Source organism: Pseudomonas sp. GW821-FHT01A09 (genome assembly GCF_058986725.1).
Window position 1 is genome coordinate 90,686 of record NZ_JBYSWB010000012.1, and the last position, 26,875, is coordinate 117,560.

General features: G+C 60.5%; 29 protein-coding genes. 11 read left to right on the forward strand and 18 right to left on the reverse strand.

The features are described 5' to 3' along the window. Nucleotides 1-315 precede the first annotated feature (315 nt). Entirely contained in the window at nt 316-1,626 is a 1,311-nt protein-coding gene (locus AC3WJP_RS15550; RefSeq protein WP_493722158.1) for an OprD family porin, read from the forward strand. Between the two features lie 262 nt (nt 1,627-1,888). Then, nucleotides 1,889-3,031 (forward strand): GNAT family N-acetyltransferase, encoded by a 1,143-nt coding sequence (locus AC3WJP_RS15555; protein WP_493722157.1) that lies wholly within the window; start codon nt 1,889-1,891, stop codon nt 3,029-3,031. A gap of 18 nt (nt 3,032-3,049) precedes the next feature. Here the strand turns inward: AC3WJP_RS15555 and AC3WJP_RS15560 are convergent, their stop codons facing one another. From AC3WJP_RS15560 to AC3WJP_RS15575, 4 genes are read right to left on the reverse strand one after another with little or no spacing between them, the layout of a single operon-like run. Continuing rightward, on the reverse strand, nt 3,050-4,882 hold the full coding sequence (locus AC3WJP_RS15560; protein ID WP_493722156.1) for an ABC transporter ATP-binding protein: 1,833 nt from the start codon (nt 4,880-4,882) through the stop codon (nt 3,050-3,052). A 48-nt stretch (nt 4,883-4,930) separates the two neighbouring features. After that, on the reverse strand, nt 4,931-5,503 hold the full coding sequence (locus AC3WJP_RS15565) for a peptidylprolyl isomerase (RefSeq protein WP_493722155.1): 573 nt from the start codon (nt 5,501-5,503) through the stop codon (nt 4,931-4,933). 4 nt (nt 5,504-5,507) lie between these two features. After that, on the reverse strand, nt 5,508-6,311 hold the full coding sequence (locus tag AC3WJP_RS15570; RefSeq protein WP_493722154.1) for an alpha/beta fold hydrolase: 804 nt from the start codon (nt 6,309-6,311) through the stop codon (nt 5,508-5,510). 12 nt (nt 6,312-6,323) lie between these two features. Then, nucleotides 6,324-7,247, reverse strand: coding sequence for a LysR family transcriptional regulator (locus tag AC3WJP_RS15575; RefSeq protein WP_493722153.1), 924 nt, complete (start codon nt 7,245-7,247; stop codon nt 6,324-6,326). 175 nt (nt 7,248-7,422) lie between these two features. Between AC3WJP_RS15575 and AC3WJP_RS15580 the strand changes: the two genes are divergently transcribed. Then, nucleotides 7,423-8,283 carry a carboxylate/amino acid/amine transporter gene (locus AC3WJP_RS15580; RefSeq protein WP_493722152.1) on the forward strand — a complete coding sequence of 287 codons (861 nt, stop codon included), beginning with the start codon at nt 7,423-7,425 and terminating at the stop codon, nt 8,281-8,283. Nucleotides 8,284-8,308: 25 nt separating this feature from the next. Here the strand turns inward: AC3WJP_RS15580 and AC3WJP_RS15585 are convergent, their stop codons facing one another. From AC3WJP_RS15585 to AC3WJP_RS15625, 9 genes are all read right to left on the reverse strand, one after another. Next, nucleotides 8,309-8,731, reverse strand: a complete 423-nt coding sequence (locus AC3WJP_RS15585; RefSeq protein WP_493722151.1) for a type II toxin-antitoxin system VapC family toxin — start codon at nt 8,729-8,731, stop codon at nt 8,309-8,311. Next, nucleotides 8,728-9,024: a FitA-like ribbon-helix-helix domain-containing protein gene (locus AC3WJP_RS15590; protein WP_493722150.1), complete on the reverse strand. Its 297-nt coding sequence runs from the start codon at nt 9,022-9,024 to the stop codon at nt 8,728-8,730. The genes AC3WJP_RS15585 and AC3WJP_RS15590 overlap by 4 nt, the downstream gene beginning before the upstream one ends. Further along, nucleotides 9,021-10,337: a mechanosensitive ion channel family protein gene (locus AC3WJP_RS15595; protein WP_493722149.1), complete on the reverse strand. Its 1,317-nt coding sequence runs from the start codon at nt 10,335-10,337 to the stop codon at nt 9,021-9,023. Before AC3WJP_RS15595 ends, AC3WJP_RS15590 begins: the two co-directional genes overlap by 4 nt. A 75-nt stretch (nt 10,338-10,412) precedes the next feature. After that, nucleotides 10,413-11,273: an ABC transporter ATP-binding protein gene (locus tag AC3WJP_RS15600; protein ID WP_493722148.1), complete on the reverse strand. Its 861-nt coding sequence runs from the start codon at nt 11,271-11,273 to the stop codon at nt 10,413-10,415. A 12-nt stretch (nt 11,274-11,285) separates the two neighbouring features. Beyond that, a complete protein-coding gene (gene ntrB, locus AC3WJP_RS15605; protein WP_493722208.1) occupies nt 11,286-12,089 on the reverse strand; it encodes a nitrate ABC transporter permease in 804 nt (267 codons plus the stop codon). 266 nt (nt 12,090-12,355) lie between these two features. Continuing rightward, nucleotides 12,356-13,687: a CmpA/NrtA family ABC transporter substrate-binding protein gene (locus tag AC3WJP_RS15610; RefSeq protein WP_493722147.1), complete on the reverse strand. Its 1,332-nt coding sequence runs from the start codon at nt 13,685-13,687 to the stop codon at nt 12,356-12,358. Nucleotides 13,688-13,973: 286 nt separating this feature from the next. Beyond that, nucleotides 13,974-15,251, reverse strand: coding sequence for a nitrate- and nitrite sensing domain-containing protein (locus tag AC3WJP_RS15615; RefSeq protein ID WP_493722146.1), 1,278 nt, complete (start codon nt 15,249-15,251; stop codon nt 13,974-13,976). Between the two features lie 162 nt (nt 15,252-15,413). Next, the gene (locus tag AC3WJP_RS15620) at nt 15,414-16,139 is read right to left on the reverse strand and encodes a TorF family putative porin (protein WP_493722145.1); all 726 of its coding nucleotides are present in this window, start codon (nt 16,137-16,139) and stop codon (nt 15,414-15,416) included. Between the two features lie 259 nt (nt 16,140-16,398). Then, complete coding sequence (locus AC3WJP_RS15625; RefSeq protein WP_226505329.1) at nt 16,399-16,587, reverse strand: PFL_1563 family small protein; 189 nt, start codon at nt 16,585-16,587, stop codon at nt 16,399-16,401. A 162-nt stretch (nt 16,588-16,749) separates the two neighbouring features. Here AC3WJP_RS15625 and AC3WJP_RS15630 point away from each other — a divergent pair, with 162 nt between their 5' ends. Both AC3WJP_RS15630 and AC3WJP_RS15635 read left to right on the forward strand, forming a co-directional pair. Next, a complete protein-coding gene (locus tag AC3WJP_RS15630) occupies nt 16,750-17,586 on the forward strand; it encodes a CvfB family protein (RefSeq protein ID WP_493722144.1) in 837 nt (278 codons plus the stop codon). Nucleotides 17,587-17,668: 82 nt separating this feature from the next. Continuing rightward, nucleotides 17,669-18,073 carry a DUF2177 family protein gene (locus AC3WJP_RS15635; RefSeq protein WP_493722143.1) on the forward strand — a complete coding sequence of 135 codons (405 nt, stop codon included), beginning with the start codon at nt 17,669-17,671 and terminating at the stop codon, nt 18,071-18,073. Between the two features lies 1 nt (nt 18,074). On the opposite strand, the gene AC3WJP_RS15640 is transcribed toward AC3WJP_RS15635, so the two are convergent. Then, nucleotides 18,075-18,455: a hypothetical protein gene (locus tag AC3WJP_RS15640; RefSeq protein ID WP_493722142.1), complete on the reverse strand. Its 381-nt coding sequence runs from the start codon at nt 18,453-18,455 to the stop codon at nt 18,075-18,077. 202 nt (nt 18,456-18,657) lie between these two features. Between AC3WJP_RS15640 and AC3WJP_RS15645 the strand changes: the two genes are divergently transcribed. The 3 genes from AC3WJP_RS15645 to def all read left to right on the forward strand — a co-directional run bounded on the left by AC3WJP_RS15645 (nt 18,658) and on the right by def (nt 20,598). Next, complete coding sequence (locus AC3WJP_RS15645; protein ID WP_226505123.1) at nt 18,658-18,840, forward strand: CsbD family protein; 183 nt, start codon at nt 18,658-18,660, stop codon at nt 18,838-18,840. A 256-nt stretch (nt 18,841-19,096) separates the two neighbouring features. Further along, on the forward strand, nt 19,097-20,062 hold the full coding sequence (locus tag AC3WJP_RS15650) for a YihY/virulence factor BrkB family protein (protein ID WP_493722141.1): 966 nt from the start codon (nt 19,097-19,099) through the stop codon (nt 20,060-20,062). Continuing rightward, a complete protein-coding gene (gene def, locus AC3WJP_RS15655) occupies nt 20,059-20,598 on the forward strand; it encodes a peptide deformylase (RefSeq protein ID WP_493722140.1) in 540 nt (179 codons plus the stop codon). The genes AC3WJP_RS15650 and def overlap by 4 nt, the downstream gene beginning before the upstream one ends. Before the next feature lie 43 nt (nt 20,599-20,641). Here the strand turns inward: def and AC3WJP_RS15660 are convergent, their stop codons facing one another. Then, nucleotides 20,642-21,043 (reverse strand): GNAT family N-acetyltransferase, encoded by a 402-nt coding sequence (locus AC3WJP_RS15660; RefSeq protein WP_493722139.1) that lies wholly within the window; start codon nt 21,041-21,043, stop codon nt 20,642-20,644. 365 nt (nt 21,044-21,408) lie between these two features. Here AC3WJP_RS15660 and AC3WJP_RS15665 point away from each other — a divergent pair, with 365 nt between their 5' ends. Further along, on the forward strand, nt 21,409-21,621 hold the full coding sequence (locus AC3WJP_RS15665; RefSeq protein WP_493722207.1) for a DUF2790 domain-containing protein: 213 nt from the start codon (nt 21,409-21,411) through the stop codon (nt 21,619-21,621). Nucleotides 21,622-21,691: 70 nt separating this feature from the next. On the opposite strand, the gene alkB is transcribed toward AC3WJP_RS15665, so the two are convergent. After that, nucleotides 21,692-22,354, reverse strand: coding sequence for a DNA oxidative demethylase AlkB (gene alkB / locus AC3WJP_RS15670; RefSeq protein ID WP_493722138.1), 663 nt, complete (start codon nt 22,352-22,354; stop codon nt 21,692-21,694). 125 nt (nt 22,355-22,479) lie between these two features. Here alkB and AC3WJP_RS15675 point away from each other — a divergent pair, with 125 nt between their 5' ends. Further along, complete coding sequence (locus AC3WJP_RS15675; RefSeq protein ID WP_493722137.1) at nt 22,480-23,124, forward strand: LysE family translocator; 645 nt, start codon at nt 22,480-22,482, stop codon at nt 23,122-23,124. Nucleotides 23,125-23,264: 140 nt separating this feature from the next. On the opposite strand, the gene AC3WJP_RS15680 is transcribed toward AC3WJP_RS15675, so the two are convergent. After that, nucleotides 23,265-24,905, reverse strand: coding sequence for a phosphoethanolamine transferase (locus AC3WJP_RS15680; protein WP_493722136.1), 1,641 nt, complete (start codon nt 24,903-24,905; stop codon nt 23,265-23,267). A gap of 249 nt (nt 24,906-25,154) precedes the next feature. Between AC3WJP_RS15680 and AC3WJP_RS15685 the strand changes: the two genes are divergently transcribed. Further along, the gene (locus AC3WJP_RS15685; RefSeq protein ID WP_493722135.1) at nt 25,155-25,640 is read left to right on the forward strand and encodes an SRPBCC family protein; all 486 of its coding nucleotides are present in this window, start codon (nt 25,155-25,157) and stop codon (nt 25,638-25,640) included. A gap of 12 nt (nt 25,641-25,652) precedes the next feature. On the opposite strand, the gene AC3WJP_RS15690 is transcribed toward AC3WJP_RS15685, so the two are convergent. After that, the gene (locus AC3WJP_RS15690) at nt 25,653-26,837 is read right to left on the reverse strand and encodes a GAF domain-containing sensor histidine kinase (protein WP_493722134.1); all 1,185 of its coding nucleotides are present in this window, start codon (nt 26,835-26,837) and stop codon (nt 25,653-25,655) included. Nucleotides 26,838-26,875 lie beyond the last annotated feature (38 nt).

Consider the following 26,875-nt stretch of genomic DNA (forward strand, 5'->3'; position numbering starts at 1 on the left):
CAGATTGATGAAGCGATTTAGCCGCCAAGAGGGCCGGGATAGAGCGGTTGCGATGATTAGCCGCCGTAGGTGGAAGCCGAGGAAAAGCACAGCGGGCGGGGCTATCGCCGATTTTTCCCATGGGCGTCGAAGCATTATTCGGGTCGCTATAGGCAATCGTCATTGCAACGAAAAGAGTTCCACCGTCATAAATAATTAATTTACATAAACTTTCATATCAAAGTTTTAATTCGGTTTCATTGGTCGCTGTATCTCGCCGTCGTCTTAATGCCGCTACACGATTTTCGTGCAGGGGAGTGACATAAAATGAGAAAAATGTTTAACACGTTGCAATTGAGTGCGGTGGCCGCAGCAGTGGTCATGGCCTTGCCAACGTTGGCACAAGCAAGCGATCAATCAGATTCGAAAGGCTTCGTCGCGGATAGCAGCCTGAACATCCTTAACCGCAACATGGTCTGGAATCAGACCGGCGGCGGCGGGCACACCCGTGATTGGGATCAGGCGCTGATGGCAACCTTCAGCTCCGGCTTCACTCAGGGCACAGTGGGTATCGGTGTCGATGCCTTCGCCGACCTCGCGTTGCGTATCGATGGCACCACTGACCGTGCGGGCGGTCCGAACATCCCTACCGACAACGACGGCGATCCCAAGCACGGCGTGTCCAAGGCTGGCGGTGACGTCAAGTTCCAGGTGTCCAACACCGTGCTGAAAGTGGGCGATCTGCAACCGACTGCGCCGGTCTTCGCTACCGCCGACAACTACCTGATGCCGCAAACCGCGTCAGGGTTTTTGATCAACAGCCACGAATGGGCTGGCTTGAATCTGGAAGGCGGTCACTTTACCTCGGGTACCGGCAACACCACCGCGGCGCATAGCGGTGACATCATGGCTGCCTATGCCCAGGTCGACACCAGTTCGGTCAGCTATGGCGGGGCCAAGTATCAGTTCAGCAAAGAGTTCACGGGGTCGCTGTACGGTGCTCACTATGAAGATTTGTGGAACCAGTACTACGTCAACCTGAACCTGGTCCATCCACTCACCGACAACCAATCCGTGGCAGTGGACTTCAACCTGTATCGCACGCTCGATGACGGCGACGCGAAAGCCGGTACCATCAACACCACCGCGACTTCGCTGTCGGCGGCATATACCCTCGGTGCGCACACCTTTACCTTGGCCGGACAGAAGATCAAGGGCGACGAGCCGTTCGACTATGTCGGCTTCGGTGACAATGACGCCTCTGGTCGCTTCGGCAACTCGATCAACCTGGCGGACTCGGTACAGTACTCGGACTTCAACGGCCCTGGCGAACGGTCCTTCCAAGTGCGTTATGACCTCGACATGACCAACTATGGCGTACCGGGTCTGGGCTTCATGGCCCGTCATATCCGTGGCTATGGCATTGACGGGACTCACGTGGACAGCTCTTCTGCCTACTCGGGTTTCTATGGTGCAGACGATCGCGAGCACGAAACCGATGCTGAGGTGAAATATGCGGTGCAATCGGGTCCCGCCAAGCACCTGACCTTCCACCTGCGTGAAGCCTGGCACGATGGCGATGCGTCCACCGGCGGCAAACTGATTCAGACCCGCCTGATTACCGAATACCCAATCAATATCTTCTGAGGATGATATTAAGTTGCTATTTTAGATGGCATGAAATTTATAGATAAAGTTTCAATTAAGGATGTTTAAAGGTTGTCAGTGGTGATGGCTGTTATTATTCAGTCTTGATTGCTCCTACAATCAACTTGGCCGGCAGGGCGCCCACTCTGTCGGCCTTTTTTGTGGGCGCCGATTGTCCCTCTTCGCATGAAAATTCTCGCACCGCCTTGCGAGGCGCGGTCTATCTGCTGATACTCGACCTATTCTTGCGTCGAGGTGGGTCATGTCCGTTCGTATTATTTCCAGCCTCGCTGACATCGCCCCCGCCCAGTGGGACGCTTTGCTCGATCAACCGCAGCCCTTTCTGCGCCATGGGTTTCTCTCGGCCCTCGAAGACAGCGGCAGCCTGGGGCCCAAGTCGGGCTGGCGTGCCGAGCATCGGCTGCTGGAAGAGGGCGGGCAACTGGTGGCCGCGCTGCCTGCTTACCGTAAATGGCACTCCTATGGCGAGTATGTCTTCGATCACGGCTGGGCCGACGCCTGTCGCCGCGCCGGCATCGCCTATTATCCCAAGCTGCTGTGCGCGGTACCCTTCAGTCCGGTGACTGGGCCGCGTCTGCTGGCCCGCCACTTGGATGACGGCCTGGCGTTGCTGCGCGAGTTGCCGGAGTACCTGACTGCCGAAGGCCTTTCCAGCGCCCATCTGAACTTTACCGAGCCCGCGCTCGATGAACACATGCGCGGCCAGGCAGGTTGGCTTGAGCGTCTGGGTTGCCAGTATCACTGGCACAACCGCGGCTATCGGGACTTTCAGGATTTTCTCGACACGCTCAGCTCGCGCAAGCGCAAGCAGATGCGCAAGGAACGTGAGCAGGTAGCGGCCCAGGGCATGGCCTTCGAGTGGCGCGAAGGGCACGAGTTGAACGAGCAAGACTGGGATTTCGTCTACCTGTGCTACGCCAACACCTACGCGGTGCGGGGGCAATCGCCGTACCTGACGCGGGAGTTTTTCAGCCTGCTGGCCGAGCGCATGCCCGAAATGATTCGCGTGGTGTTCGCCCTGCAGGACGAACGTCCGGTGGCGATGGCCTTTAGCCTGGTGGGCGGGGACAGTTTGTATGGTCGTTACTGGGGCTGCCTGGCCGAGTTCGATCGGCTGCATTTCGAGACGTGCTTCTATCAGGGCATGGATTACGCGATCGCCAAGGGCATCAAGCGTTTCGATGCCGGCGCCCAAGGCGAGCACAAATTGATTCGCGGCTTCGAGCCGACCATTACGCGGTCCTGGCACTATCTGCTGCATCCAGGGCTGAAAGCGGCCGTGCAGGAGTTTCTCGAAAAGGAGCGGGTCGGGATTCTGGCCTATGCCGAGGAGGCGAGGGCGGCATTGCCCTATCGCCATAGTGAAAGTAGCGAAGGGCACTGACCCTTCGCTATCAGGCGATCAATCGATCCCGACGAACCCGCCCGTCTGGTGATGCCACAGCCGCGCATACAGCCCCTTCTGGGCCAGTAATTCGCTATGGCTGCCGACTTCGACGATGCGCCCGTGCTGCAGCACCACCAGCCGATCCATCTTGGCGATGGTCGACAGCCGGTGAGCGATGGCAATCACCGTCTTGCCCTTCATCAGGGTCTCCAGGCTCTCCTGGATCGCGGCTTCCACTTCCGAGTCCAGCGCCGATGTGGCTTCGTCCATGATCAGGATCGGCGCGTTCTTGAGCAGCACCCGCGCAATGGCGATACGCTGACGCTGACCACCGGAAATCTTCACCCCGCGCTCGCCCACATGGGCTTCGAAGCCGGTGCGGCCTTCAGCGTCGGACAACAGCGGGATGAACTCTTCGGCGTGGGCCTTGCGCACGGCATCCCAGACCTGCTCCTCGGAGGCGTTCGGCTTGCCATAGCGCAGGTTGTCGAGGATCGAGCGGTGCAGCAGGGATGTGTCCTGGGTGATCAGGCCGATCTGCGCCCGCAGGCTCTCCTGGGTGACGCTGGCGATGTCCTGACCATCGATGACGATGCGCCCTGCTGGCAGGTCATAGAGGCGCAGCAACAGATTGACCAGGGTCGACTTGCCGGCGCCGGAAGGCCCGATCAGGCCGATCTTCTCTCCCGGGCGAATATCCAGGGTCAGCCCATCGATGATGTTCGGGCCTTTGCCGTAGTTGAAGTCGACGTCCTCGAAGCGCACGTTGCCGCGGTCGACCTTCAACTGCGGCGCGCCCTTGGGGTCGGTGACGGTCACGGGCTGGGCGATGGTCTGCAGGCCATCCTGGACCATGCCGATGTTCTCGAAGATGCCATTGACCACCCACATGATCCAGCCGGACATGTTGACGATACGAATCACCAGACCAGTGGCCAGGGCGATGGCACCGACCGAGATCAGCGACTGGGTCCACAGCCACAGCGCCAGGCCGGTGGTGCCGACGATCAGCAGGCCGTTGATGGCGGTGATGGCGAAATCCATGCTGGTAATGACCCGGCTGGCCATCTGGGTTTTCTCGGTCTGTTCGGTCAGCGCTTCACGGGCGTATTGCTGCTCCATGCTGGTGTGGGCGAACAGCTTGAGCGTGGCGATGTTGGAATAGCCATCGACGATGCGCCCCATCAGCTTGGAGCGAGCATCGGAGGAGATGACCGAGCGTTCCTTGACCCGTGGCACGAAGTAATACAGCGACAGGATGTACAGGCCGATCCAGCAGATCAGCGGGATCATCAGGCGCCAGTCCGCTTCGGCGAACAGCACCAGGGCGCTGATCGAGTAGATCAGCACGTGCCATAGAGCGTCGACGGCGGCCACGGCCGAGTCGCGCAGCGAGTTGCCGGTCTGCATGATGCGTTGAGCGATGCGCCCGGCGAAGTCGCTATGGAAGAAGTTCATGCTCTGCTTGAGCACGTAGTTGTGGTTCTGCCAGCGGATCATGCTGGTCATGCCCGGGCTGATGGTCTGGTGCACCAGCAGGTCGTGCAAACCGATGAAGATCGGCCGCAGTACCAGGGTCACGACCAGCATCCAGATCAGTTCGAGGGCGTTGTCCCTGAAGAAGTGCACATTAGGCGTGCCCTGAGCCATGTCGATGATGCGGCTGAGGTAGCGGAACAGCGCGACTTCGATCAGCGCGCCGATCAGACCGACCACCAGCAGCACGGCGAAGGTCGGCCAGACCTGGCGCAGGTAGTAGATGTAGAACGCCAGGACCTTGTTGGGTGGCGACTCGGTTGGAGCTTCGCGGAAGATATCGATCCATTGCTCGAAACGGCGGTAGATCATGGGGGCGGGCTCTCCTGTGCGATTGGGGCGGTCCTGGCGGGCTCGGCGTCAGTCGATGCGTTTGGCCGAAAGGATCAATACGGGGTCGACGGGCACGTTCTGCATGCCGCTCTTGGTCGTGGTGCTGCTGTTGGCGATGATGTCGACGACATCCATGCCCTTGACCACTTTGCCGAACACTGCGTAGCCGGGGTTGCCGGAGCTGTAATTGAGCGAGTCGTTGTCGCGATGGTTGATGTAGAACTGGCTGGTGGCCGAATCAGGGTCCGATGTACGCGCCATGGCGATGGTGCCACGCAGGTTTTCCAAGCCGTTGCTGGCCTCGTTCTTGATCGGCGGGTTGGTGTCCTTCTCTTGCATCTGCTGGGTGAAGCCGCCGCCCTGGATCATGAAGTTGGGGATCACGCGGTGGAAAATGGTGTTGGTGTAGAAGCCCTTGTCCACATACGCAAGGAAGTTCTTGGTGCTGATGGGCGCTTTGTCGCCATCGAGCTCCAGCTCGATGTCACCGTTGCTGGTGTGCAGCAATACATGGGGCTTGTTGCCGCCGGCCGGTTGCGCGGCCATCAGGTTGGCGGCGAACAGAAGGGCGGAGGCGGCGATCAGGATTTTCTTGAACATGGACTCATTGATCCTTGAGGGTGTTGTCTGCCGTGGCGATGAAGCCCAGCACGGTTTGGTTGAAGCGTTCTGGTTGATCCAGCGGTGTAGCGTGACGCGAATCATCGATGACTGCCAGATGCGCGTCGGGAATGAGTGTGACGTAATGTTCCTTTACCGCCACCGGGGTGTAATCGTGGTCGGCGCTGATCACAAGGGTAGGACAATCGATGGCGCCGAGACGTTCCTGCACACCCCAGCCAACGATGGCATTGAAGCTGGCCAGATAGGCGCGCTTGTCGTTGTTGGCCCAGCGTTCGGCGACTTTGGCGCGCAGCGCACCCTGGTCGGGTTTGGGAAAAAGATTCTTGCCCAGGGCGATGCCGATGGTGCGCATGCTGGCCAGGTGCATGAGGCTCCATCGCTTGAACCACTGCCAGTAGTCGCCGGGGGAGCGCAGCTTGACCTGAGGCCCGCTGTTGACGATGCACAGGCTCTTGAGCCGCCGCGGATGATCCACCGCCAGCTGGAAGCCGATCATGCCTCCCATCGACAGGCCGACCAGATGCACCGGCCCGCAGTCCAGATGGTCGAGCAGGGCGATGACGTCGCCGCAGAAACCTTCGATGCTGTAGCGCTCGCGGGGCTTGGCCGATTGGCCGTGGCCGCGCAGGTCGAGCACTATGACTTTATGCCGAGCCGCCAGCGCAGGGGTCTGGTATTCCCAATCCAGCGAGCTCGATCCCAGGCCATGCAACAGCAACACCGGGCTGCCGTGGCCGATGACTTCATAGTGCAGGGCGCAGCCTTGATGGTCGAAGCGAGCCATGGGGCTTCCTTGTCAGACGGTCAGCGTCGTGGCGTCCAGCGTGCTCAGCGGAGTGGTATCGAAGGTGCGCAACAACTCGATGAGGATCTGGGTCGCCGGGCCGAGAGGTTTATCCTTGTTCGAGTATAGGTAGAACAGTGGATGACGCGAGCCGCCTTGATCCAGGGGCAGCGGCTTGAGCACGCCGTCGCGCAGCTCGCGGCTGAGCATGTGGCGCGGCAGCCAGGCGAAGCCCAGGCCGCTGCCGACGAAGGTAGCGGCGGTGCCGAGGCTGCCGACGGTCCAGCGTTGTTCGGCGCCGAGCCAACCGACATCCCGGGGTTGCTGGCGGCCTGAATCGCGGATCACCACTTGGAGCTGGCTTTCCAGATCCTGAAAATTCAAGGTGCGGTTCATCTTGTGCAGCGCGTGGTCGGGATGGGCCACGGCGACGAATTCGACGGCGTTCATTTCCGTGCCGAGGTAGCCCGGAATGTTGTAGCCGCTGATGGCCAGGTCGGCGATGCCTTCATGCAGCACTTCCTCGACACCGGACAGCACTTCTTCGCGCAAGCGCACGCGGCAGCCGCGGCTTTGTGGCATGAAGGCGGTCAGCGCATGGACCAGCCGCGCGCTGGGATAGGCGGCGTCGACCACCAGCCGGACTTCGGCCTCCCAGCCCTGTTCCATGTGCAGGGCCAGGTCTTCCAGCTGGCTGGCCTGCTTGACCAGTTGCCGCGAGCGGCGCAGCAACACGCCGCCGGCTTCTGTGAGCACTGCCTTGCGGCCATCGATTCGCAGCAACGGCACGCCCAGTTGCTCCTGCATACGCCCGACGGTGTAGCTCACGGACGATTGCGAACGATGCAACGCCTCGGCGGCTTGGGCAAAACCGCCGTGATCGACCACTGCCTGGAGCGTGCGCCATTGGTCGAGGGTTACGCGTGGCGCTTTCATGACCGGCTCTCTTGATTAATACACATCTGGTTAATAAAACAATTAATTCGATGGATTACGAGCCTTTTCTCAAATATTTCATCGAAGGTTAACAGGCGGTGCGATCGACCGAGCGCAACAATTGCCTGATGCTCATCGAGCCGTTATGGTCGCCGCCTCACTGCACGAGGCCGTCATGCCCTACCTTCTGATCGTTACCCTTATCCAGGCATTTTCCTTCAGCCTGATCGGCGTTTACCTCGCCGGTCACGTCGATAGCTACCTCGCGGTGGTGCTGCGCATCCTCCTCGCTGGCCTGGTATTCATCCCACTGACCCGCTGGCGCCAGGTCGAGCCGCGCTTCATGCGCTCGATGCTATTGATTGGTGCCTTGCAGTTCGGCGTCACCTATGTCTGCCTGTACCTGAGCTTCCGCGTGCTGACCGTGCCCGAGGTGCTGCTGTTTACCATCCTCACCCCAGTGCACGTGACCTTGATCGAAGACGCGCTCAACCGGCGCTTCAATCCCTGGGGCCTGGTGGCAGCGCTGGTGGCGGTGATGGGCGCGGCGGTGATCCGCTTCGACAGCATCAGCCCGGATTTCTTCATGGGTTTCCTGTTGCTGCAACTGGCCAACTTTACCTATGCGGCGGGGCAGGTGATGTACAAGCACCTGATTGCGCGCTACCCCAGCGACCTGCCGCATTACCGGCGGTTCGGGTACTTCTATGTCGGGGCGCTGCTGGTGGCATTGCCGGCCTGGCTGGCGTTCGGCAATCTGCATCACTGGCCCGAGGCGCCTTTGCAATGGGGCGTGCTGGTGTTCCTCGGGTTGGTGTCCACTGCGTTGGGCATGTACTGGTGGAACAAGGGCGCCTGCCAGGTCAGTGGCGGCACCCTGGCGGTGATGAACAATTTGCATGTGCCGGTGGGGTTGCTGCTGAATCTGCTGATCTGGAATCAGAGCGAGCCGCTGGGAAGGCTGGCGTTGGGCGGGTTGGTGATTCTTGGATCGCTGTGGATCAGTCGGCGGGGGCGTCTGGCTTACGTGGTCTGATGGCGGTGTACATGTTCAGCCAACGTCAGGCATTCCATTGCCACGGATCGATTACCTTCAACCCGGCTGCCTCGTAAGGGGCCGTATCTCTGGAGGCAATCGTATAACCGCGTGCTCCGGCGATGGCTGCGATATATCCGTCTGGCGTGGGAAGTCCACGCCCGTTGGAACGGGCGTGAACGGCCAATTCGGCATGATGGCAAGCAGCCTCAGTTTCAAAAGGCAGTATCCGGCCATGGAACAGCTTCACCAGTTCTTCCACGGCAGCGGTTAACATGGCCTTGCGCCGCCCCTCGGGGAGAACCGCAACCCCGAACATCATTTCCGCCACGGTGACACTGGTAATGAACAGGGTCTCGGCATGTTGTGCATTGAGCCAGTCGAGCACCCTCACTTCAGGTTGAGGCCGCAGGGTTTCGCTGAGCACATTGGTGTCCAGGACGATCATTGGAACCTCATGGGCTCAGCGGGCGTCTTGTCTCGTGCTTGACTCATCGCGTCGACATCTTCATCGCTCAGCTCGAATTGTCGGCCCAGTGCAGCCAGGGCGTCACCCAGCATAAGGCGTGAGCTTGGGCGAACAGCTTGCGCAAGGATGTCTCTGACTTCAGCTTCGGTGCTGCGGCCATGTTCCGCCGCGCGCAGACGTAGCGCGCGATGCACCTCGTCTGGCAGATTCCGTACGGTCAGCACTGCCATCGCTATTCCCTCTATGCTTTCAATGACAGCAGTATTGTTCATCTGCTGTCACTCCTGCAATGGCGATGCGACGGAGGGTGTATCAGGAGCTCGGAAAGCGTCACTTTCCCCATCAACCCCACCCGCATATCCGCCCCGCTCGGCTGCTGAAATACCGCTAACCCGAACTCCGGCAGCACCGCCAGCAGATAGTCAAAGATATCTCCCTGAATCCGCTCGTACTCCACCCAGGCGGTGGTGCGGGTAAAGCAGTAGATCTCCAGCGGCACTCCTTCAGCGCCGGTGGCCATCTGCCGGACCATACAGGTCATGTTCGGCTCGATATCCGGATGGCTCTTGAGATAGGCGAGGGCATAGGCCCTGAAGGTGCCCAGGTTGGTCATGTTGCGGCGGTTGGCCGCGACGCTGGCGACATCGCCCTGGGCCGCATTCCAGCTCTGCAGCTCGGCCTGCTTGCGGCCCATGTAGTCGGTGAGCAGATGTACCTGAGTCAACCGCTCGATCTCGTCCGGGCGCAGGAAGCGCACGCCGCTGGCATCGATGAACAGGCTGCGCTTGATCCTGCGCCCGCCGGCCTGCTGCATGCCGCGCCAGTTCTTGAACGACTCGGACATCAAACGCCAGGTAGGGATCGACACGATGGTCTTGTCGAAATTCTGCACCTTCACCGTATGCAGGGTGATATCGACCACATCGCCATCCGCGCCCACCTGAGGCACTTCGATCCAGTCACCGACCCGCAGCATGTCGTTGCTGGTCAACTGCACACCCGCCACGAAGGACAGCAGCGTGTCCTTGTAGACCAGCAGGATCACCGCCGACATGGCACCCAGCCCGGACAGCAGCAACAACGGCGAGCGGTCGATCAGGGTGGCGACGATGATGATGGCGCCGAAGATGTAGAGGATCATCTTCGCCAGTTGCACATAGCCCTTGATCGAGCGGGTGCGGGCGTGCTCGGTACGGGCATAGATGTCCAGCAGAGCGTTGAGCAGCGCACCGAGGGCGAACATCTGGAACAGGATGGTGAAGGCCAGCGCGACGTTGCCGAGAAAATGCCGGGCGACGTCGCTCAGCTCCGGTACCAGGTTGAGCCCGAACTGCACCACCAGCGATGGAACGGTCTGAGCCAAGCGATGGAAGACTTTGTTGCGCAGAAAATCGTCGAGCCAATGCAGCGCCGGCTGGCGACTGAGCAGCTTGACCCCATGGATGATCACGTAGCGCGCGATACGGCCGAGCGCCAGTGCTACGCCGAACAACAGGATGAGCCCGAGGGCGGCGTGCAGCCAGGGGTGCTGATCCAACGCGCTCCAGAGGTCCTGGGCGCGCAGCCAAAGTGATTGAAAATCCATGATGGGGCAGTGCCGTGGCTCGATAGGGCGGCCATTAAAACGCAGACGCCGCTGGCGACGCCATGCGCAATGCCCCTAAAGAGTGTGACCAACTGTGGCCTGGGACTTGGCCACCAACGGCGCCGCTGCACGCCGCGCGCCCAGGTCCTCGACCTTGCGCTGTTTTTCGTACAAAAAGCTCAACACCGCGTGGCGATACTGGTTGTACAGCGGGTCGTCCGCCAGTGCGATGCGGTTGCGCGGGCGGGGCAGGTCGATGGTGAGGATCTCGCCAATGGTAGCGGCCGGGCCGTTGGTCATCATCACGATGCGATCGGACAGCAGCACGGCTTCGTCGACATCGTGGGTGATCATCATCACCGTGCTGTGCAGTTCACCCTGAATCCGCATCACTTCATCCTGCAGGTGCGCGCGGGTCAGGGCGTCGAGGGCGCCGAACGGCTCGTCGAGCAATAGCACCTTGGGCTGCATGGCCAGGGCCCGGGCGATACCGACGCGCTGCTTCATGCCTCCGGAAATCTCGCTTGGGCGCTTGTGCAGCGCATGGCCCATGCTGACCATCTCCAGGTTGTGCAGGGTCCATTCGTGGCGTTCGGCCTTGGTCTTGCTCGACTTGAACACCTTGTTGACCGCCAGCGCGACGTTTTCATACACCGTCAGCCATGGCAGCAACGAGTGGTTCTGGAACACCAGGCTGCGATCCGGGCCGGGCGCGTGCACTTCGCGGCCATCGAGGATCACCGCGCCTTTGCTGGCCTGCAACAGCCCGGCGACTATGTTCAAGACCGTCGACTTGCCGCAGCCGGAATGGCCGATGATGGAGATGTATTCGCCGCGCTCGATGTCGAGGTTGACGCCGCTCAACACTTGGCTGCTGACGCCGTCGCGCTCGAAGTGCTTGTCGACGTTTTCGATGCTCAGATAACTCGTGCCCATGGGCTGTGCTCCTTAGCTGGCGGACGTGCCGCGGGTAACCAGTTGGCCCACGAGGGCGACCAGGCGATCGAGGCAGAAGCCGACGATACCGACGTAGAACAGCGCGAGGATGATGTCGCTGATGCGCGAGGCATTCCACGCGTCCCAGATGAAAAAGCCGATGCCGACCCCGCCGATGAGCATCTCTGCGGCGATGATCGCCAGCCACGACAGGCCTACGCCGATGCGCAGCCCGGAGAAGATGTACGGCGCGGCGGCCGGCAGCATGATCTTGAGAAAGTACTCGATACCGTTGAGGCGCAGCACCTTGGCGACGTTGCGGTAGTCCTCGGGGATGTTGCGCACGCCCACCGAGGTATTGATGATGATCGGCCAGATGGCGGTGATGAAGATCACGAAGATGGCCGACGGGTGACTGTCCTTGAAGCCCGCCAGCGATAGCGGCAACCACGCCAGCGGCGGCACGGTACGCAGGATCTGGAACAGCGGATCGAGGCCGCGCATGGCCCAGCTCGATTGCCCGACCAGCACCCCCAGGCTGATGCCGGCCACCACCGCCAGCAGGTAGCCATAGGCGACGCGCTTGAGGCTGGCAAGCAGTTGCCAGGCCATGCCGACATCGTTGCCACCGTTGTTGAAGAACGGATTGACGATCAGCTCCCAGGTGTCCTTGATCACTTGCGTCGGGGGCGGCAGTGCCGAGCCCTTGCCGCTGCACAGCAATTGCCACAGGCACAGCAGCAGCGTGGCGATCACCAGCGGGGGCAGGAGGTTTTGCAGCAGCGCCGTACGCAGGCGCTTGAGCCAGCCGGGCATCGCGCGTGCAGCGATGGGTTTGGGCGCCAGTGCGTGAGCGGCGGCCTTGGGTAATTTTGCGTCAGCGTTCATGGATGCCTCCGATGGTGCGTAGATAACGGTGTTTTGGCGTTGGTGGTACGGGCCTCATCGCGGGCAAGCCCTGCTCCCACAGAGGTACGGGGCAATCTATGGGAGCAGAGTTTGCTCCCACAGGGCGCAGTCTGTGGGAGCTAGGCTTGCCCGCGACGGGGCCCTGGCATCCGCCGCAAGACTCAAAGTCGGGCTCACACCAGCGCCTTGATCGCCAGGCTGTCGAGGTAGGCCTTGGGGTTTTGTGGGTCGAACTGCTTGCCATCGAAAAAGGTCTCGATGCCTCGGGAGGTCGAGGTCGGAATCAGCTCGGCGGACAGGTTCAGTTCAGCCGCTGCAGTGCGCCAGATGTCTTCACGGTTGACCTTGTCGATCAGCGCCTGGGTATCGAGGTTCTGCGGCAGGTAGCCCCAGCGCATATTCTCGGTCAGGAACCACAGGTCATGGCTCTTGAACGGGTAGGAGGCATGGTCATCCCAGTAGCGCATCATGAACGGGCTGTTCTCCACCACCTTGCCGGTGCCGTAGGCGAAAGTGCCCTTCATGCGCGAGGCGATGTCTTCGACCGGGGCGTTGATCCAGCGGCGCTTGGCGCAGATCTGCGCGACCTCGTCCTTGTTCTCCGGTTTTTCGCAGAACATCTGCGCTTCCATGATCGCCTTGAGCAATGCCTTGGCGGCATTGGGGTTGGCGGCGACGTAATCCGAGCGCAGCGCGAAGGCTTTTTCCGGGTGCTTGTCCCACAGCTCGCCGGTGGTATTGGCGGTGTAGCCGATCTTCTGGTTGACCAGCTGCGAATTCCACGGCTCGCACACGCAGAAGGTGTCCATGGTGCCGACTTTCATGTTGGCGACCATCTGCGGCGGCGGCACGACAATGGTGGCGACGTCCTTGTTCGGGTCGATGCCGCCGGCGGCCAGCCAGTAGCGCATCCACAGGTCGTGGGTGCCACCGGGGAAGGTCACCGCGGCGTTGACGGTTTTGCCGGCGGCTTTCTTGGCCAGCAGGGCGGCCTTGAACGGGCTCGAATCGGTGCCCAGTTTCAGCGCCGAGTATTCTTCGCCTACCGAGATGCACTGGCCGGCCAGGTTGAGGCGCGCAAGGATGGAGATTGGTACCGGCTGGTTGTTGGTGGTGATCTTGCCGGCGCTCATCAGGTAGGCCATGGGGGTCAGCAAATGCGCACCGTCGATGCCATTGGCGGCCGAACCCAGCACCAGGTTGTCGCGGGTGGTGCCCCATGACGTTTGCTTGAGGACTTCGACTTCGGTCATGCCGTATTTGGCGAACAGGCCCTTCTCATCGGCAACGAACAACGGAGCGGCGTCAGTGAGGGCGATAAAGCCCAGCTTGGCCTTGGTGGTTTCCGGCGCATCGCCGCCGGCCGCCCAGACTTTCGACTGCAAACCCGCCGGCAGCAGCGTCAGTGCCGCACTCGCACCCAATACGCCGAGGGATTGCTTGAGGAAGGTGCGTCGCGGGGCATCGTGTTGTTCGTCTGCTGCACTGAAAGGTGTGTCATCCATCGTCGATTCCCCAAATGGCGCGCATAAAAAAACGGCGACCACTCTTGATGGGCATTGCTGCCGCAAGAAGAGTGGACGCCGTTGTCCTGTATTCGATTGAGAGGCCGCTGTCGGCTGGCCTGATCATCACGAAGCAGAATGTGTGCCAGCGCTGAAGATGAATGTAAATTCTGAATGTAAATCTTTATGAATCAATGGATTGCAGCGTGGGTGTCAAGCCGCGCCCGGTTATCAGTGCGGGGCGCGCCGCACGTGGCGAGCGCGCACTGCACTTCAACGGCGCAGGTCAGCGCCGCCGTGCCGCCAGATTGAGCAGGTTCTGCGCCACGTCCACCAGCCGCTCGCCGCGCTCCATGGCGGTTTTGCGCAAGCGCGCGTAGGCCTGGCTCTCACTGACCTGATATTCCTCCATCAGCAGTTTTTTCGCGCGCTCGACCACCCGCCGTTCGTTGAGCGCCTCGCGGGCCTCGTCCAATTGTTCGGTGGCCGTAACCAGCCGCTGCGTCTGGGCCTGCAGCATGTCCAGCACCGAACGGCTGAGGTGCGGCCCCATGCTGTCCTGGCCGCCGCCGCTCAGGTCGCTGGCCTGGATGTTGAACAACTTGCTGAACTCGCTTTCGTCCTGGCGCTCCAGGCTGCCCAGGCGCTTGAGCAGTTCACGATGATTGTCGAGGTCGGCGCGGGCCTGCTGGATGCCGCGCTGGCAACTGCCGTGGAGCAACCTGGCGATGTGATTTTCGACGCCCTTGAAGGCGTCCATGCGCTCGGTGCAGACGTCGAACCACAGCTCGGAGAGCTCCGCCGAAACCTTGTCCTTCTCCGAGGTGCGCAAGGCCATGGCGCGCATGCGGGCCTGCTTGGCGTTGATATCGCTGGTGGCGGTATCGAACCACATCTCCCGCGCCCGATCGTCGGCGAAGTCGAGAAAGGTCTCGAAGCAACGCTCCTGACTGTGGGCGAGTTGTTCCAGGCGATCGCGCCGCGGCCCGTCGAAAAAGCCCAGGGAAAAACCGCCGACGCCACAGGCACGTTCCTGGCCGGCGAGTTCCTTGCCCTGCATGAAGTTGAACATGGCCACCAGCACCCGCGTGATGATCGGGTCGACGGCCGTATCGGCGGCTTCGAAGACTACGGCCAGCAGGCCGCCGATCATGCGCGTGAAGGCCATGGTGGCATCGCCGGGTTCGAGCATCTGGTCGCGAATCCGTCGGCGCAGGCCGGACAGCTCGTCGAGGCCGTGCAGCACGTGGGCGATACGGTTGAACAGGCGGGCGCGATCGGTGGCGCTGTTGGACTCCAGATCCATGCTGTCGAAGCGCTCGCGCACCACCCGTTCGATTTCCTGGGCATCTTCGCTGAGGTGATCGAGGTAGGCGAGATGGGGGGCGGTGAGCTTGGCCAGATACAGGTTGGTGTAGCCGCGCTCGCGTTGCAGCGCGTGGATCAGTTCGCTGATGCGCGTGACCAGTTCGCAGGTCACGGCAAGGCCTTCGAGGCCTTCCAGCTCGATACGGCGTGCGGCGAGCATGAAACGCAGGGCGGGCGGCATCTGACGGTCGGGCATGGCGGCGGTCTTGTGTCGAAGTGGGGGGCTGAATCACTGCCCCGTAGCCTATACCAGCGGTACTTCAGGTAGCGAGGGGGCTTGCCCCCGAAAAAGCTGCGCGCGACCTTCATCCTCAATGAAGCAAAATCGGGGGCAAGCCCCCGTGCTACAGCGCAGGTTTCAGAAAAACGCGCGAACCGCCTGCACCGTGAACACGCCTTCGCATTGCGGGTTATGCCCGGAGTATGCCTCGCACCCTTCGCCACGCAGGGTCGAATCGGTGTAGATGAAGTTCATGTTGACGCCCTTCCACGGTTTGGAAAGCTGCAGCGACCAGTCGTTGAAGCTGGCCACCTGGGCACCGGAACCTAGTACGTAAGGGGAGTCCAGCTGGTGGTTGGTGACCTTGAAGCTCATGTCCACGTCCAGCAGCGGGAGCCCGTGCAGACTGGCGAAGAGGGTGCTGTTGCGGCTGTCGACGGCTTGGTTGAAAGCGGCGCCGAAGCGGGTGTCGAGCACCTTGAGGCCCGCATAGAACTCATGGCTGTCGGTGGCTTCGAGGCGAGGATAGCTGTAGTGAATGATGCCCGCTTCGTAGCCCAGGCCCAGATTCTTGTCGAAAGGATGCTTGAAGCCGGCGTAGGAGTCGATTTCGAGGGTACTATCACTGGTCAGCCCGACACTGGGCGACCACTGGCCGGCGTAGAAGCCGCTGTCGTGGGTCAGGTCCAGGCCGCCGTGCAGGGTGCCGACGGAGGCTGGCTGAACCAGGCCTGCAGCCATGCTGCGCGTGGGTGTAGTGCCGATCTTCAGGTCGAAATCACCCAGGTCGCGCTCGGCAACCTGCCCATGGGCATAGGGGATGGCCAGTAGACTGGCGGTCAGAACAAGGCGGGTTCTGAGCATGTCTTACTCCGTGTGATGCCGAACGCAGTGTGCCGCGCAATCAACCGCGCGGTCTGTGAAGGTGGGCGCAAAGGCCCGAGCTAGACGGTGCAAAGCATACCCTCTGAACTTCGCAGATGGGCGCCACTCGTCTATTTTTCGGCAGGCTGCGACATCGAGTCGCAAAAAAGAGGGTGTTGCGGGCGATGATTCATCGCCTGAAGTCGTGGGCGTTTCACATTGCCCACTGACTTCGATTCAGGCTTGGGAGCGTTGACGCTTACTTCTTGCCAAGGCTGATGTGACGCGAAGGGGTGAAGGTCTGGCCGCTCACACCTTTGGCGATCTGCTGGATCTCGCCGCCTTTGTTGAGAAACGCAGCGATCTGTTCGTTGATCGACTCGCTGGTTTCGACGGCCGGAGCTGGTTTCGCTTTCGTGGTGGATGCTTTTACGCGCATGGCTGCCATTAACCTTTGAAAATTAACTTGGCCACGCATTGTACACGAAATAACCAGTTACTGGTGGCCGAATATCGCAACGGGCCAGAATGCCACGGTTGCCGTTCGTCAGGCAAGGCATGCGGCAATGATCTCGGGTAGAATGCCGGCCTCGCAGTGAGGATCTTGAGCATGGCTTTGATTGGGCGTTACAACAGTTTGCAAGTGGTGAAGCACACGGACTTCGGTCTGTATCTGGATGGCGGCGCCGATGGCGAAATCCTGCTGCCCAACCGGTACATCCCCAAGGACACGCCCACGGAGGTCGAGGATTGGCTCAACGTGTTCGTTTACCTCGACAGCGAAGACAAGCTGCTGGCCACCACTGAAAAGCCCAAGGTCCAGGTCGGCGAATTCGCCAGCCTCAAGGTCAAGGAAATCAACAGCATCGGTGTGTTCCTGGATTGGGGCCTGCCCAAGGACCTGCTGTTGCCGTATTCCGAAGAGAAGCGCCAGCTCAAGCAGGGCGATTACTGCGTGGTGCACGTGTACCTCGACAAGCGCACTCGGCGCATCACTGCCACCGCTCGCCTGGACCGCTATCTGGACAAGGTCGCCGCCCACTACAGCCTGGGCCAGGAAGTGAAATTGCTCGTGGTCGAAGAAAGCGATCTGGGCTTCAAGGCGGTCATCAACAACCAGCACTGGGGCTTGATCCACAAGAACGAAGTGTTCAAGTTTCTGCGTTCGGGCAAGCAGGAGATCGGCTACATCAAGGCGCTGCGCGATGATGGCAAGATCGCCTTGAGCCTGCAGCCGGTGGGCGCTCAGGCCGCGGACAGCCTCAACGAGAAGATCCTCGGCAAGCTGCGCGACAATCAGGGCAGCCTCCCGGTCAGCGACAAGAGCGACCCCCAGGTGATCGCCGACCTGTTCGGGGTCAGCAAGGGCAATTTCAAGAAGGCCATCGGCGCGTTGTACAAGAACGGCCAGATCGTCATCCACGCCGACCGCATCGAATTGAGCTGATCTGGCGCGCGAGTTGAGCGAATGCCTCTGGGTGGGGTCTAGTGTCTGTCTTCATACAGAACTCTTCCCACGAGGCTCCCCCATGAAACGTTTCGCGCTTGCCTATCTGGGTGCCTTGCTGGCGCTGATCGTCCTCGACGGCCTCTGGCTCGGAGTGCTGATGGGCTCCACCTACAAGGCCCTGCTCGGGCCGATGATGCTCGATCAGCCGCGCTGGCTGCCGGCGCTGCTGTTCTATCTGTTGTATCCGTTGGGCGTGGCCTATTTTGCGGTATTGCCCGGTTTGCTCAGTGGTCGCACCGGACGCGCCCTGAGCAGCGGCGCGTTGCTCGGTCTGGTTGCCTATGGCACTTACGACTTGAGCAACTGGGCGACGCTTTCGGGATGGCCCGGCAGCCTGGTGGCGATGGACATGGCCTGGGGTGTGGTCATATCAGCGCTGAGCGCGGCGGCGGGGGTGTTCATTGCCCGGCGCTGGGGGGAGTGAATCAATCCTGCACAAAAGGCGCGAAGCCCATGCCGCTGCCCAGCGGCCGTACGTCCTTGAGGAATGAATCCTTGTCGGCACTCAGCTCCAGGCTCACTGTCGACTTGCGCTTGCCGGCATTGCGCACCACCAGGCCTTCGAGCCCCTCGCGCATGACCTTGGTGGGCACCTTCGCGTGCACCAGACGATCGGTCAGTGGGTCGTGCATCAGCAGGTGAATCCACTCGTACTGGCCGATCTGCAAGCGAGCTACCGGAATATCGAACCACCAGATGTTGCGGCGCTTGTCGAGAATGGAAAAATGGCAGTTATTGACGCCGAGCACTGCGCCGCCGAGTTGTTCGTTGCGGCGAACGATGGCCTGGGGTTTATCGAGCTTCATGGAAAACCTGTAAAGAAATGACGCACGGGCACATGCCTGAACTGGCGCCTATTCTGGTGCCAAAGCCCTTGAATATAAAGCCCCGGCCGATTTTTTCAGGCGTGCCGATGAACGGTTGCAGTAAAAATTGAAACTCTCGCGCCTGACGTGGAGTCAACCTTATGTCGATTGAAGACACTTCGATCTCATTAGGAGAAACACCATGAGTGGCACTAAAGACAAAGTGAAAGGTGCGGTAAACGAAGCAGTCGGTAACGTCAAGCAAGGCGTCGGCAAAGCCACTGGCAGCGCCAAGATGCAAGCCGAAGGTAAAGTGCAGGAACGCAAAGGCGAAGCACAGAAAACCGTCGGCAAAGTCAAAGATGCTGTGAGCAAGAAGCATTAAGGCGCACGCCGACACCGGACGCGATCCGGTGAGCTGTAGCACTATCAACGGTCATCCACGGATGGCCGTTGCGCTGTCAGCGGGTAGCGAATTGGCCCCGTGCATGAAGATAGGGTAACGTCGGCGCGCCGCAAGGTGCTGGCCGCGCGCGTTGACTGATCAAAAGCGTTCAAATTGTCGTGGCGAGTGAAGGGGCGTTCGAATGCCCGGTCGTATTCATACCGCCGCTCGACAAGGCGAGGCGAAAGGAGACGCTATGATTTTCCCAATATTACGTAATCTGCCAATGGGCCAGGTCATGGTCAAAACGGTCAAGGAATTCGTCGACGACGAGATGTCGACCTATGCCTCGGCATTGGCCTATCAAATGCTGTTTTCGCTGTTTCCTTTCATCCTCTTTCTGATCGCGCTGATCGGTTTCCTGCATTTGCCTGATTTCTTTTCCTGGCTGCGCATGCAGTCCGGAATGGTCTTGCCGCCCCAGGCGCTGGATCTGGTCAACCCGGTGATCGACCAGTTGCAGACCTCCAAGAGCGGCTTGCTTTCGGTAGGTATCGTGGTGGCGCTGTGGAGCGCCTCGGCAGGTATTCGTCTGCTGATGAGCGCAATGAACGCGGCATACGATGTGGTGGAAGAACGTCCAGCCTGGAAGCGCTTGCCGCTGTCGGTGCTCTACACCGTGGGCATCGCCGGCATGTTGCTGGCCGCCGCGGCATTGATGGTGCTGGGGCCGCAGGTGATGAACTGGATCGCGGCGCAGATCGGCCTCGAGGATTTCGTGGTGACCCTGTGGACCATCGCGCGTTGGCCGGTGATCATCATTCTGATGATGGTGGCCGTCGCACTGATGTATTACGTGCTGCCGGACGTCAAACAGGAGTTTCGTTTCATTACCCCGGGCTCGGTGCTGGCGGTGGTGGTGTGGATCATCGCCTCGTTGGGCTTCGCGTTTTATGTGAAGACCTTCGCTGATTACAACGCCATGTATGGCAGCATCGGCGCGATCATCGTCTTGCTGCTGTATTTCTATATCTCCTCGGCAGTGCTGCTGTTAGGCGCGGAAATGAATGCGGTGATCGAGCACATGTCGACGGAAGGCAAGGCCAAGGGCCAGAAGGACGCGGATGCGCCAGTCGAGGAAAAACATGCCACGGTGCTGGGCCACAAGCACAGTCCCGCACCTGTTGCGCCGCCACCTCCGACTGGAAGCATGAGCCGATGATCCGCGACATTCTGAAAATGGGCGACGAGCGCTTGCTGCGAATCGCTCCGCCCGTGCCTGAAGCCCTGATCGGCACGGAAGAACTCGACGCCCTGATCGCCGATATGTTCGAAACCATGGAGCATGTCGGCGGCGTCGGCCTGGCGGCGCCGCAGATCGGCATCGACCTGCAGCTGGTAATTTTTGGTTTCGAGCGCAGTGAGCGTTATCCCGAGGCCGAACCGGTGCCGCAGACCGTATTGCTCAATCCTCTCATCACGCCGCTCAGCCCGACGCTGGAGGAAGGGTGGGAAGGTTGCCTGTCAGTGCCGGGCTTGCGTGGGGTGGTCGAGCGTTATCAGCACATCCGCTATGAAGGCGTCGATCCGCAAGGCCGGCCCATCCAGCGTGTGGCCCATGGGTTTCATGCCCGGGTGGTGCAACACGAGTGCGATCACCTGATCGGACGGTTGTATCCGTCGCGCATTCGAGACTTCACTCGGTTCGGGTTTACCGAAGTGTTGTTCCCAGGGCTCGACCCCAATACCGATGAATGACGATCTTTAGCCGGCCAACGCGCAAGCGCCCAGCAACCTCCGCTTACCCCCGGCGCATCGCAATCAACTCCTTGCTCTGCTGGTAGCGCTTGAGCCGTTCGGCCAGCGCCGGCGGCAGCGTCTCGGCGATCTCGAACTCGACGCGCTCGTAGAAACCGCGCAACTGCGGGTGACAGAACAACCATACCGGCCCTGCGGCAATCGCCGCCTCGATCAGCCCCTGCGCCACGCCGCGTCCGCGCCAGCCGGGCGTCACCAGCAATCCCGTCAGCCATTGCCCTTGAGCCACTGGCGTCAGGCACAGCCCGGCGATGATTTCGCCGTCACGCGCCACCCAGCCCTGGGCGTCAGGGGGCAAACGCATGGCTGAGCGGTGCTGGCGATAAAACTTGTTCAGCAGTGGTCGAGCAACGGCTTGCAGTGCAGCGTACTGGGGTATGGACATGGCTCGCCTTCCTTGGGTAGTAGGCAGAGTGTATCCGATTGTTGCTGTAACGGTAACAGTGCATGTCTATAACTTGTGTTTAATATAAATTTCATTCTTGTACTATATGTTCATCCCTTACGAACACAACCCGCAGGGGACTCTGGAGAGTAACTAATCTCCCGGATCTTGGAATACTTCGTGTTACGACGCGGTGAATCGTCAAACTATAATAAGCTGTTTAATTTGACCCTATACTGTCCTAATAATATCTAATAAGCCTAGTCGCCACATGAAGCAAATCGGTTGTAGGATTGCTCTAAAGGCCATTTATCATGAAAAGTATCGCTGCCCTCGCCCTGGTTAGTTTGTCGTTTATCGGTTGCATGTCCGCTGCGCAAGCGGCTGATGACAGCAATAATGTCGCGACTACCGAATACAGCTACGGGACCAAGTTGGACATCGCCAAGGTCGTTGACGTCTCGCCTATCCCGGATGTTTGCGGTGTGGTCCCGGCCACCATGACTTACTTCGACCATCAAGGTCAGGAACACAAGATCGAATACCGTGTGATGGGTAATGGTTGCCAACAAGGCTAAGTTATTTATCACCCGTCAAGGACCCCGGCAGATGTCGGGGTCTTTTGTTGTCGATTATTTAATTCAGGTTTTAGCGCCCCGCCTTGCGGAAAGTGCAATTGATTCGCCACGGTCCCAGCAATGCATGTTCGGCTGGCTTGATCGGCAACACACCATGGAAACGCAACCGATCGGCACCGCCCCATACCACAACATCACCATGGACCAACGGGACACGCTGGGTACTGTCACTGCGTTCGAAACCGCCGAATAGAAACATCGCTGGCAAACCCAGTGAAACGGAAACAATGGGTTCGCCGAGCTGTTTTTCGTCGCGGTCCTGATGCAACGACATGCGCGCCCCTGGGGCGTAATGATTGATCAGGCAGGCGTCCGGCTCGAAATGCTCGAAGCCGGCTGCCTGTGCAGCCTTGCGTGCCAGCTCGAGCATCAGCGGCGGCAACGCCGGCCAGGGCTCGCCACTGAGTGGGTCGACGGCCGAATAACGGTAGCCTTGGCGATCGCTGACCCAGCCCAGGGCGCCACAGTTGGTCAGTCCGACGGACATGGTGAAGCCGCCCGGGGTGACCATGTGGCGAATCTGCGCGCGGTGCTTGATGCTGTCGAGCAATGGCAGCAGGTCGGCGACATAGGGCAGGGCGAAGCCTTCGAGTACGAAAGCCTGGCTGCCGATGGCGCGCACGCCACCCGGCGCACTGGGCAGATCGTCGAACAGGCCGAGGGTGTATTGCACCTTGGGGGTCTCCGGTTTGATTCGCGAGGGCCAGTCTACCCGGATCCAAGCGAGCGGGTTTCTCGCTCCGACGTCAGGTTGCGAGTATTCTGCCCGGCTTGATAATCGATGCGATGGAACACGCAATGCAATTCACCAGTGGCTTCTTGCTGAGCCTGTCGTTGTGCCTGGATATCGGTGTGGCGAACATCGCCATGATCACGCTGGCCATGCAGCGCGGCTTTTTGCCTGGATTCTGGCTGGGCCTGGGCACCTGTTTCGGCGATCTGGCCTATGCCGTGCTGGCCTTGGCGGGCATGACCGTACTGTTGCAATACGAGACTGTGCGCTGGGTGCTATGGCTGGGTGGCTCGGCGATGTTGATCTGGTTTGCCGTGCGCATGCTGGTGTCGGCCGTCACCAGCAGCAACGAGCTGGCCGGGGCGGGCGAGGCCACACAGCAGTCGTCGATCAGGGAATTTGGCCGTGGGGTATTCCTGGCGATGTCGTCGCCCAGTGCGATTCTGTGGTTCGCGGCGGTCGGCGGGGTGTTGATCTCCCGTGCGGGCGCATCGGGGCCGATGGGTACCGGGTTGTTTCTGGGGGGATTCTTCAGTGCCGGAGTGCTGTGGTGCCTGGTCTTGTGCGCGATCGCCAGCCAAGGCGGCAAGCTGCTGGGTGCGCGCCTGTTGAAGTTCTCTTATCTGCTGTCGGCGGGGATTTTCGTGTGGTTCGCGGTGTTCGTGATTACGTCGGGGTATCGCGAATTCATTCTTGGGGTATCGGCCTGAGGCCTCGGTGAGGCGGCTGGCCTCTTCGCGGGCAAGCCCGGCTCCTACAGGTGTGCGCCTCGGGTGCAGCTTGCAGGGTGGGAGCAAGGCTTGCCCGCGAAGAGGCCAGTCGCTACACCGCGAATTTCTGGCCTGATCAATCAGTGCTTGCAGCTGTGGAAAATATCCAGTGCCGGCTGATACACCGACGTCTGCACCGAAAACAGCCCCAGTACCGAGTGGAACATGTAGTCCTGGCTCAAGTCCGCCTGGTCTCGCTTGTTCGCCAGGCAATCGCGATCGACGCCCGCCGCCGGCAAAGTGTCCTTGCCGAACCACATCACCATCGGCACATGAGTCTGCGCTTGCGGGGCGATGGCGTAAGGCGCCGCGTGCAGATACATGCCGTTCTCGCCCAGGGACTCGCCATGGTCGGAGATGTAGATCATCGAGGTGTCGTACTTGTCCTGGTTGTTCTTCAGAAATTGCACCACCTGCGCAAGGAAGTGGTCGGTGTAGAGAATGGTGTTGTCATACACATTGACTAGTTCGTCCTTGCTGCAACTGCCTAGCTGATTGGTGTGACACACCGGCTTGAAGCGCTCCTGATCGGTGGGGTAGCGGTCGTAATACTCCGGGCCGTGGCTGCCGTCGGCGTGCAGGACGATGATGGCGTTGTCCTTGAGGCTGTCGACATAGGGCTGCAGGCCCACCAGCAGGGATTCGTCCAGGCAGCGGTTACCGTCGCAGAACGCACTCGGCTGATTCTTGGGGATGTCCTGGTGCGGCACGCGCAGGCAGGTGCCCTTGCAGTCGCTGTTGTTGTCGAGCCACAGCACTTGCACCCCGGCGCGTTGCATCACATCCAGCAGGCTCTCGTAGGTCTTGCCTTTCTTGTCGCTATAGTCCTTGCGTGGGAACATCGAGAACATGCAAGGCACCGAGACTGCGGTCGAGGTCCCACAAGAATGCACCTGGGTGTAATTGAGGATGTCGAGCTTGGACAGTTCCGGGTTGGTCTCCCGAGCATAGCCATTGAGCGAGAAGTGGTCGGCACGCGCGGTTTCACCCACCACGAAGATCATCAGCTGTTTTTTCGGGCGCTGCAGGGCGGCATTGCTCAGCACCGCGTCTTCGCCGATCTTCTGCACCACCAGGTTTTCCTTGATGGCATAGCGCTGTTTGATCAAGCGGTTGCTGGCGTAGATATAGTTGGTCGGGTTGATGAAGTGCGTGAGTTTGTCCTGCTGGCGGAAGATAGGCGCGTAGGTGGAGTAGAAACTGCCCACCGCGACGGCCACCAGTACCAGACAGCCGACCACCACCAGCACTTTGTTGATAAGCCCCGGTAGCCAACGGCGATACACCACCGGCCAGCAGCACGCCAGCAGGGCGGGGACGAGGCCGAGCAGCAGCAGGTAACCGAACAGTTTCGGGCTGAGCAGCGCTGCGGCCTCGCCGGGGTTGGTTTCCAGCACGTTCTGCATCATCTCGGTATCGATGGCGATACCGTAGTTGTCCATGAAATAGGCCGCAGACGCCGAGCACAGGAAGATCACCACCAGCACCGGTTTGAACACGGGCCGGAACGATACCAGCGTCAGCAGCACCGTGAAGGCGGCCCACAGGAACACGGCGAAGGAGAGGTTGAAGGCCAGCCCCTTGATGCCCGAAAAGTTCACCAATGCGTCGACCGCTTTCCAGGTGGCCAGGTTGTAGATCGCTACTAACGCCGCGGCGCAGAGCATGACCATTCGTTGGCTGCTGACGGGGGGAAGGCGACGGCTTATCACGCTGATCATCGATGGCTCTTGTCGTTAGGTAATGGCGAGGGAAGGGTGGCGACGTGCTACCTGGCGCGCCGGTCGAATGTAGAGCGGCACTTATCGAAAAAATGTGAAAAGGCAACGGCACGGTGCGCGACTGGTCAGGACAGGTCGCCCACCGACTCTGAGTCTGCCATGTACTTTGGTATTGGCGGTTTTGCCTGTGAAGCGCGATCATGTCCCGCAGTCGCCAACGTTTCCAACCCGAACGAAGGAAATAACAATATGAGCCTTCAATCCCCTGCCGTTGCGTCACCCGCTTTCGAGTTGTCCATTACCCGCCTGATCGATGCCTCCTGCGCCCGCGTGTTCGGCGCCTGGACCAACGCTGAGGAGCTCAAGCGCTGGTGGGGCCCCCGGGGCATGACCACCCCCGAATGCACCCTGCAGCTATGGCCCGGTGGCCTGTTCAGCACCCTGATGCGCGCTGCGGATGGCAGCGAGTATCCAACCCAGGGCGTGTTCCTGGAAATCGAAGTGCCGCGCCGGATCGTCTTCACCGATGCCTTTCTGCCGGGCTGGATCCCTTCGGCCAAAGCCTTCATGACCGCGGTCATCGAACTCGAGGACGTGCACGGCAAGACCCGCTACACCGCCAGCGCCCGGCACTGGAGCGCCGAAGATTGCCGCAGTCATGAAGCCATGGGCTTTCATCAGGGCTGGAACGAAAGCCTGGATCGACTGGTCGAGCTGGTGAGCGGCAAACCCTGACGTCTGAAGGACTTACTCGCTGTGCAGCGGCAGCCTGAAAGTGAACAGCGTGCCGCTCTCGGCCGTCGAAGACACCTCCATATGGCCGCCGTGGGCGCGGGCGATCTGATCGGCGATGTACAGGCCCAGGCCAAGACCGCTGGGCGGCGCATCGGCGTTGTGGCGGGTGAAGGGCTGGAACAGCTGCGCCAGCACGGACGCCGAAATGGGCGTGCCCTGATTGTGCACGCTCAGGCTGAAGACACCGTCCTGGACGTGGGCATCGATGATCACCGGACCCTGCTCCGAGCCATGGTGAATGGCATTGGCCACCAGGTTGGACAACAGTTGGGTGATGCGCTCGCGGTCGCCCTTGAGGTCGCCCAGGTCGCCGATGCGCAGGTTGAACACCCGCTGCGGATTGACCCGATGAACCTCGGCGACCACATGCTGCAGGGCTTCGGCCAGGTCCGGCAGCGGCACCATGCTCACGGTGATGCCGCTGCCCAGGCGGCCGCGGGCGAAGTCCAGCACGTCCTCGACCAGTCGCGAAGCGCGCTTGCTGCTGGTGATGATGTGCTCGATGATGCCAATGCTGCGCTCGTCACCGGCCCGGCGCAGGAGCATTTCGGCCCCGGCGTTGATGGCGAACAGCGGATTGCGCAAGTCGTGGCCGAGCACGGCGATGAACTGCTCGCGCAACTCGGCCACCTGCCGCTCCTGCAACAGGGCCTGTTCGGTCTGGGCGAAGGCTTCTTCACTCTCCATCTGGATCGACAACAGCCGCGCGAAGGACTCGATCATCGGTTGAATCGCCGAGCCCTTCAGTGGCGTCGGATTAGGATCGAGGGCGCAGATGGTGCCGAAAAACTCGCCATTGGTGCGGAACACCGGCACCGAGATATAGCTTTCGAACTTGTAGATGCGCGGGGTGTGATGATTGCAGTAGAGCGGATCAGTGCTGGCCTGATCCATGATGATGGTGTGGTGGTGATCGCGTATTTCGTCACACAACGTGGTGTTGAGCTCGAGTTCGCCGCCGACTTCCAGACCGAATCCGAGATTGTCGAGCACCGCGCAGGCGATCCAGGCAGTGTCTGTCACCCGCGCGACAGCGGCGAAGCGCATGCCGGTGGTCTCGCAAATCACCTGCAACAACGCGGGCACGGCATTGATTCGGCCGATAGTGGCGATATCGGCGGCAACGTTCTTCGCCATGGAACAGTGGATTTCCCAGAAAGAGAGAGGGATGCGCC

Coding starts and splice junctions, on each gene's coding strand:
- AC3WJP_RS15560 (WP_493722156.1), bottom strand. CDS start 4,882: ATGATCTACCGCCGTTTCGAGCAATGGATCGATATCTTCCGCGAAGCT.
- def (WP_493722140.1), top strand. CDS start 20,059: ATGATCCGCGACATTCTGAAAATGGGCGACGAGCGCTTGCTGCGAATC.
- AC3WJP_RS15620 (WP_493722145.1), bottom strand. CDS start 16,139: ATGCTCAGAACCCGCCTTGTTCTGACCGCCAGTCTACTGGCCATCCCC.
- AC3WJP_RS15550 (WP_493722158.1), top strand. CDS start 316: ATGTTTAACACGTTGCAATTGAGTGCGGTGGCCGCAGCAGTGGTCATG.
- AC3WJP_RS15675 (WP_493722137.1), top strand. CDS start 22,480: ATGCAATTCACCAGTGGCTTCTTGCTGAGCCTGTCGTTGTGCCTGGAT.
- AC3WJP_RS15645 (WP_226505123.1), top strand. CDS start 18,658: ATGAGTGGCACTAAAGACAAAGTGAAAGGTGCGGTAAACGAAGCAGTC.
- AC3WJP_RS15630 (WP_493722144.1), top strand. CDS start 16,750: ATGGCTTTGATTGGGCGTTACAACAGTTTGCAAGTGGTGAAGCACACG.
- AC3WJP_RS15640 (WP_493722142.1), bottom strand. CDS start 18,455: ATGAAGCTCGATAAACCCCAGGCCATCGTTCGCCGCAACGAACAACTC.
- AC3WJP_RS15685 (WP_493722135.1), top strand. CDS start 25,155: ATGAGCCTTCAATCCCCTGCCGTTGCGTCACCCGCTTTCGAGTTGTCC.
- AC3WJP_RS15680 (WP_493722136.1), bottom strand. CDS start 24,905: ATGATCAGCGTGATAAGCCGTCGCCTTCCCCCCGTCAGCAGCCAACGA.
- AC3WJP_RS15690 (WP_493722134.1), bottom strand. CDS start 26,837: ATGGCGAAGAACGTTGCCGCCGATATCGCCACTATCGGCCGAATCAAT.
- AC3WJP_RS15595 (WP_493722149.1), bottom strand. CDS start 10,337: ATGGATTTTCAATCACTTTGGCTGCGCGCCCAGGACCTCTGGAGCGCG.
- AC3WJP_RS15585 (WP_493722151.1), bottom strand. CDS start 8,731: ATGATCGTCCTGGACACCAATGTGCTCAGCGAAACCCTGCGGCCTCAA.
- AC3WJP_RS15600 (WP_493722148.1), bottom strand. CDS start 11,273: ATGGGCACGAGTTATCTGAGCATCGAAAACGTCGACAAGCACTTCGAG.
- AC3WJP_RS15625 (WP_226505329.1), bottom strand. CDS start 16,587: ATGGCAGCCATGCGCGTAAAAGCATCCACCACGAAAGCGAAACCAGCT.
- AC3WJP_RS15590 (WP_493722150.1), bottom strand. CDS start 9,024: ATGAACAATACTGCTGTCATTGAAAGCATAGAGGGAATAGCGATGGCA.
- AC3WJP_RS15565 (WP_493722155.1), bottom strand. CDS start 5,503: ATGTTCAAGAAAATCCTGATCGCCGCCTCCGCCCTTCTGTTCGCCGCC.
- AC3WJP_RS15555 (WP_493722157.1), top strand. CDS start 1,889: ATGTCCGTTCGTATTATTTCCAGCCTCGCTGACATCGCCCCCGCCCAG.
- ntrB (WP_493722208.1), bottom strand. CDS start 12,089: ATGCCCGGCTGGCTCAAGCGCCTGCGTACGGCGCTGCTGCAAAACCTC.
- AC3WJP_RS15650 (WP_493722141.1), top strand. CDS start 19,097: ATGATTTTCCCAATATTACGTAATCTGCCAATGGGCCAGGTCATGGTC.
- AC3WJP_RS15570 (WP_493722154.1), bottom strand. CDS start 6,311: ATGGCTCGCTTCGACCATCAAGGCTGCGCCCTGCACTATGAAGTCATC.
- AC3WJP_RS15660 (WP_493722139.1), bottom strand. CDS start 21,043: ATGTCCATACCCCAGTACGCTGCACTGCAAGCCGTTGCTCGACCACTG.
- AC3WJP_RS15665 (WP_493722207.1), top strand. CDS start 21,409: ATGTCCGCTGCGCAAGCGGCTGATGACAGCAATAATGTCGCGACTACC.
- AC3WJP_RS15575 (WP_493722153.1), bottom strand. CDS start 7,247: ATGAAAGCGCCACGCGTAACCCTCGACCAATGGCGCACGCTCCAGGCA.
- AC3WJP_RS15635 (WP_493722143.1), top strand. CDS start 17,669: ATGAAACGTTTCGCGCTTGCCTATCTGGGTGCCTTGCTGGCGCTGATC.
- AC3WJP_RS15610 (WP_493722147.1), bottom strand. CDS start 13,687: ATGGATGACACACCTTTCAGTGCAGCAGACGAACAACACGATGCCCCG.
- AC3WJP_RS15615 (WP_493722146.1), bottom strand. CDS start 15,251: ATGCCCGACCGTCAGATGCCGCCCGCCCTGCGTTTCATGCTCGCCGCA.
- AC3WJP_RS15580 (WP_493722152.1), top strand. CDS start 7,423: ATGCCCTACCTTCTGATCGTTACCCTTATCCAGGCATTTTCCTTCAGC.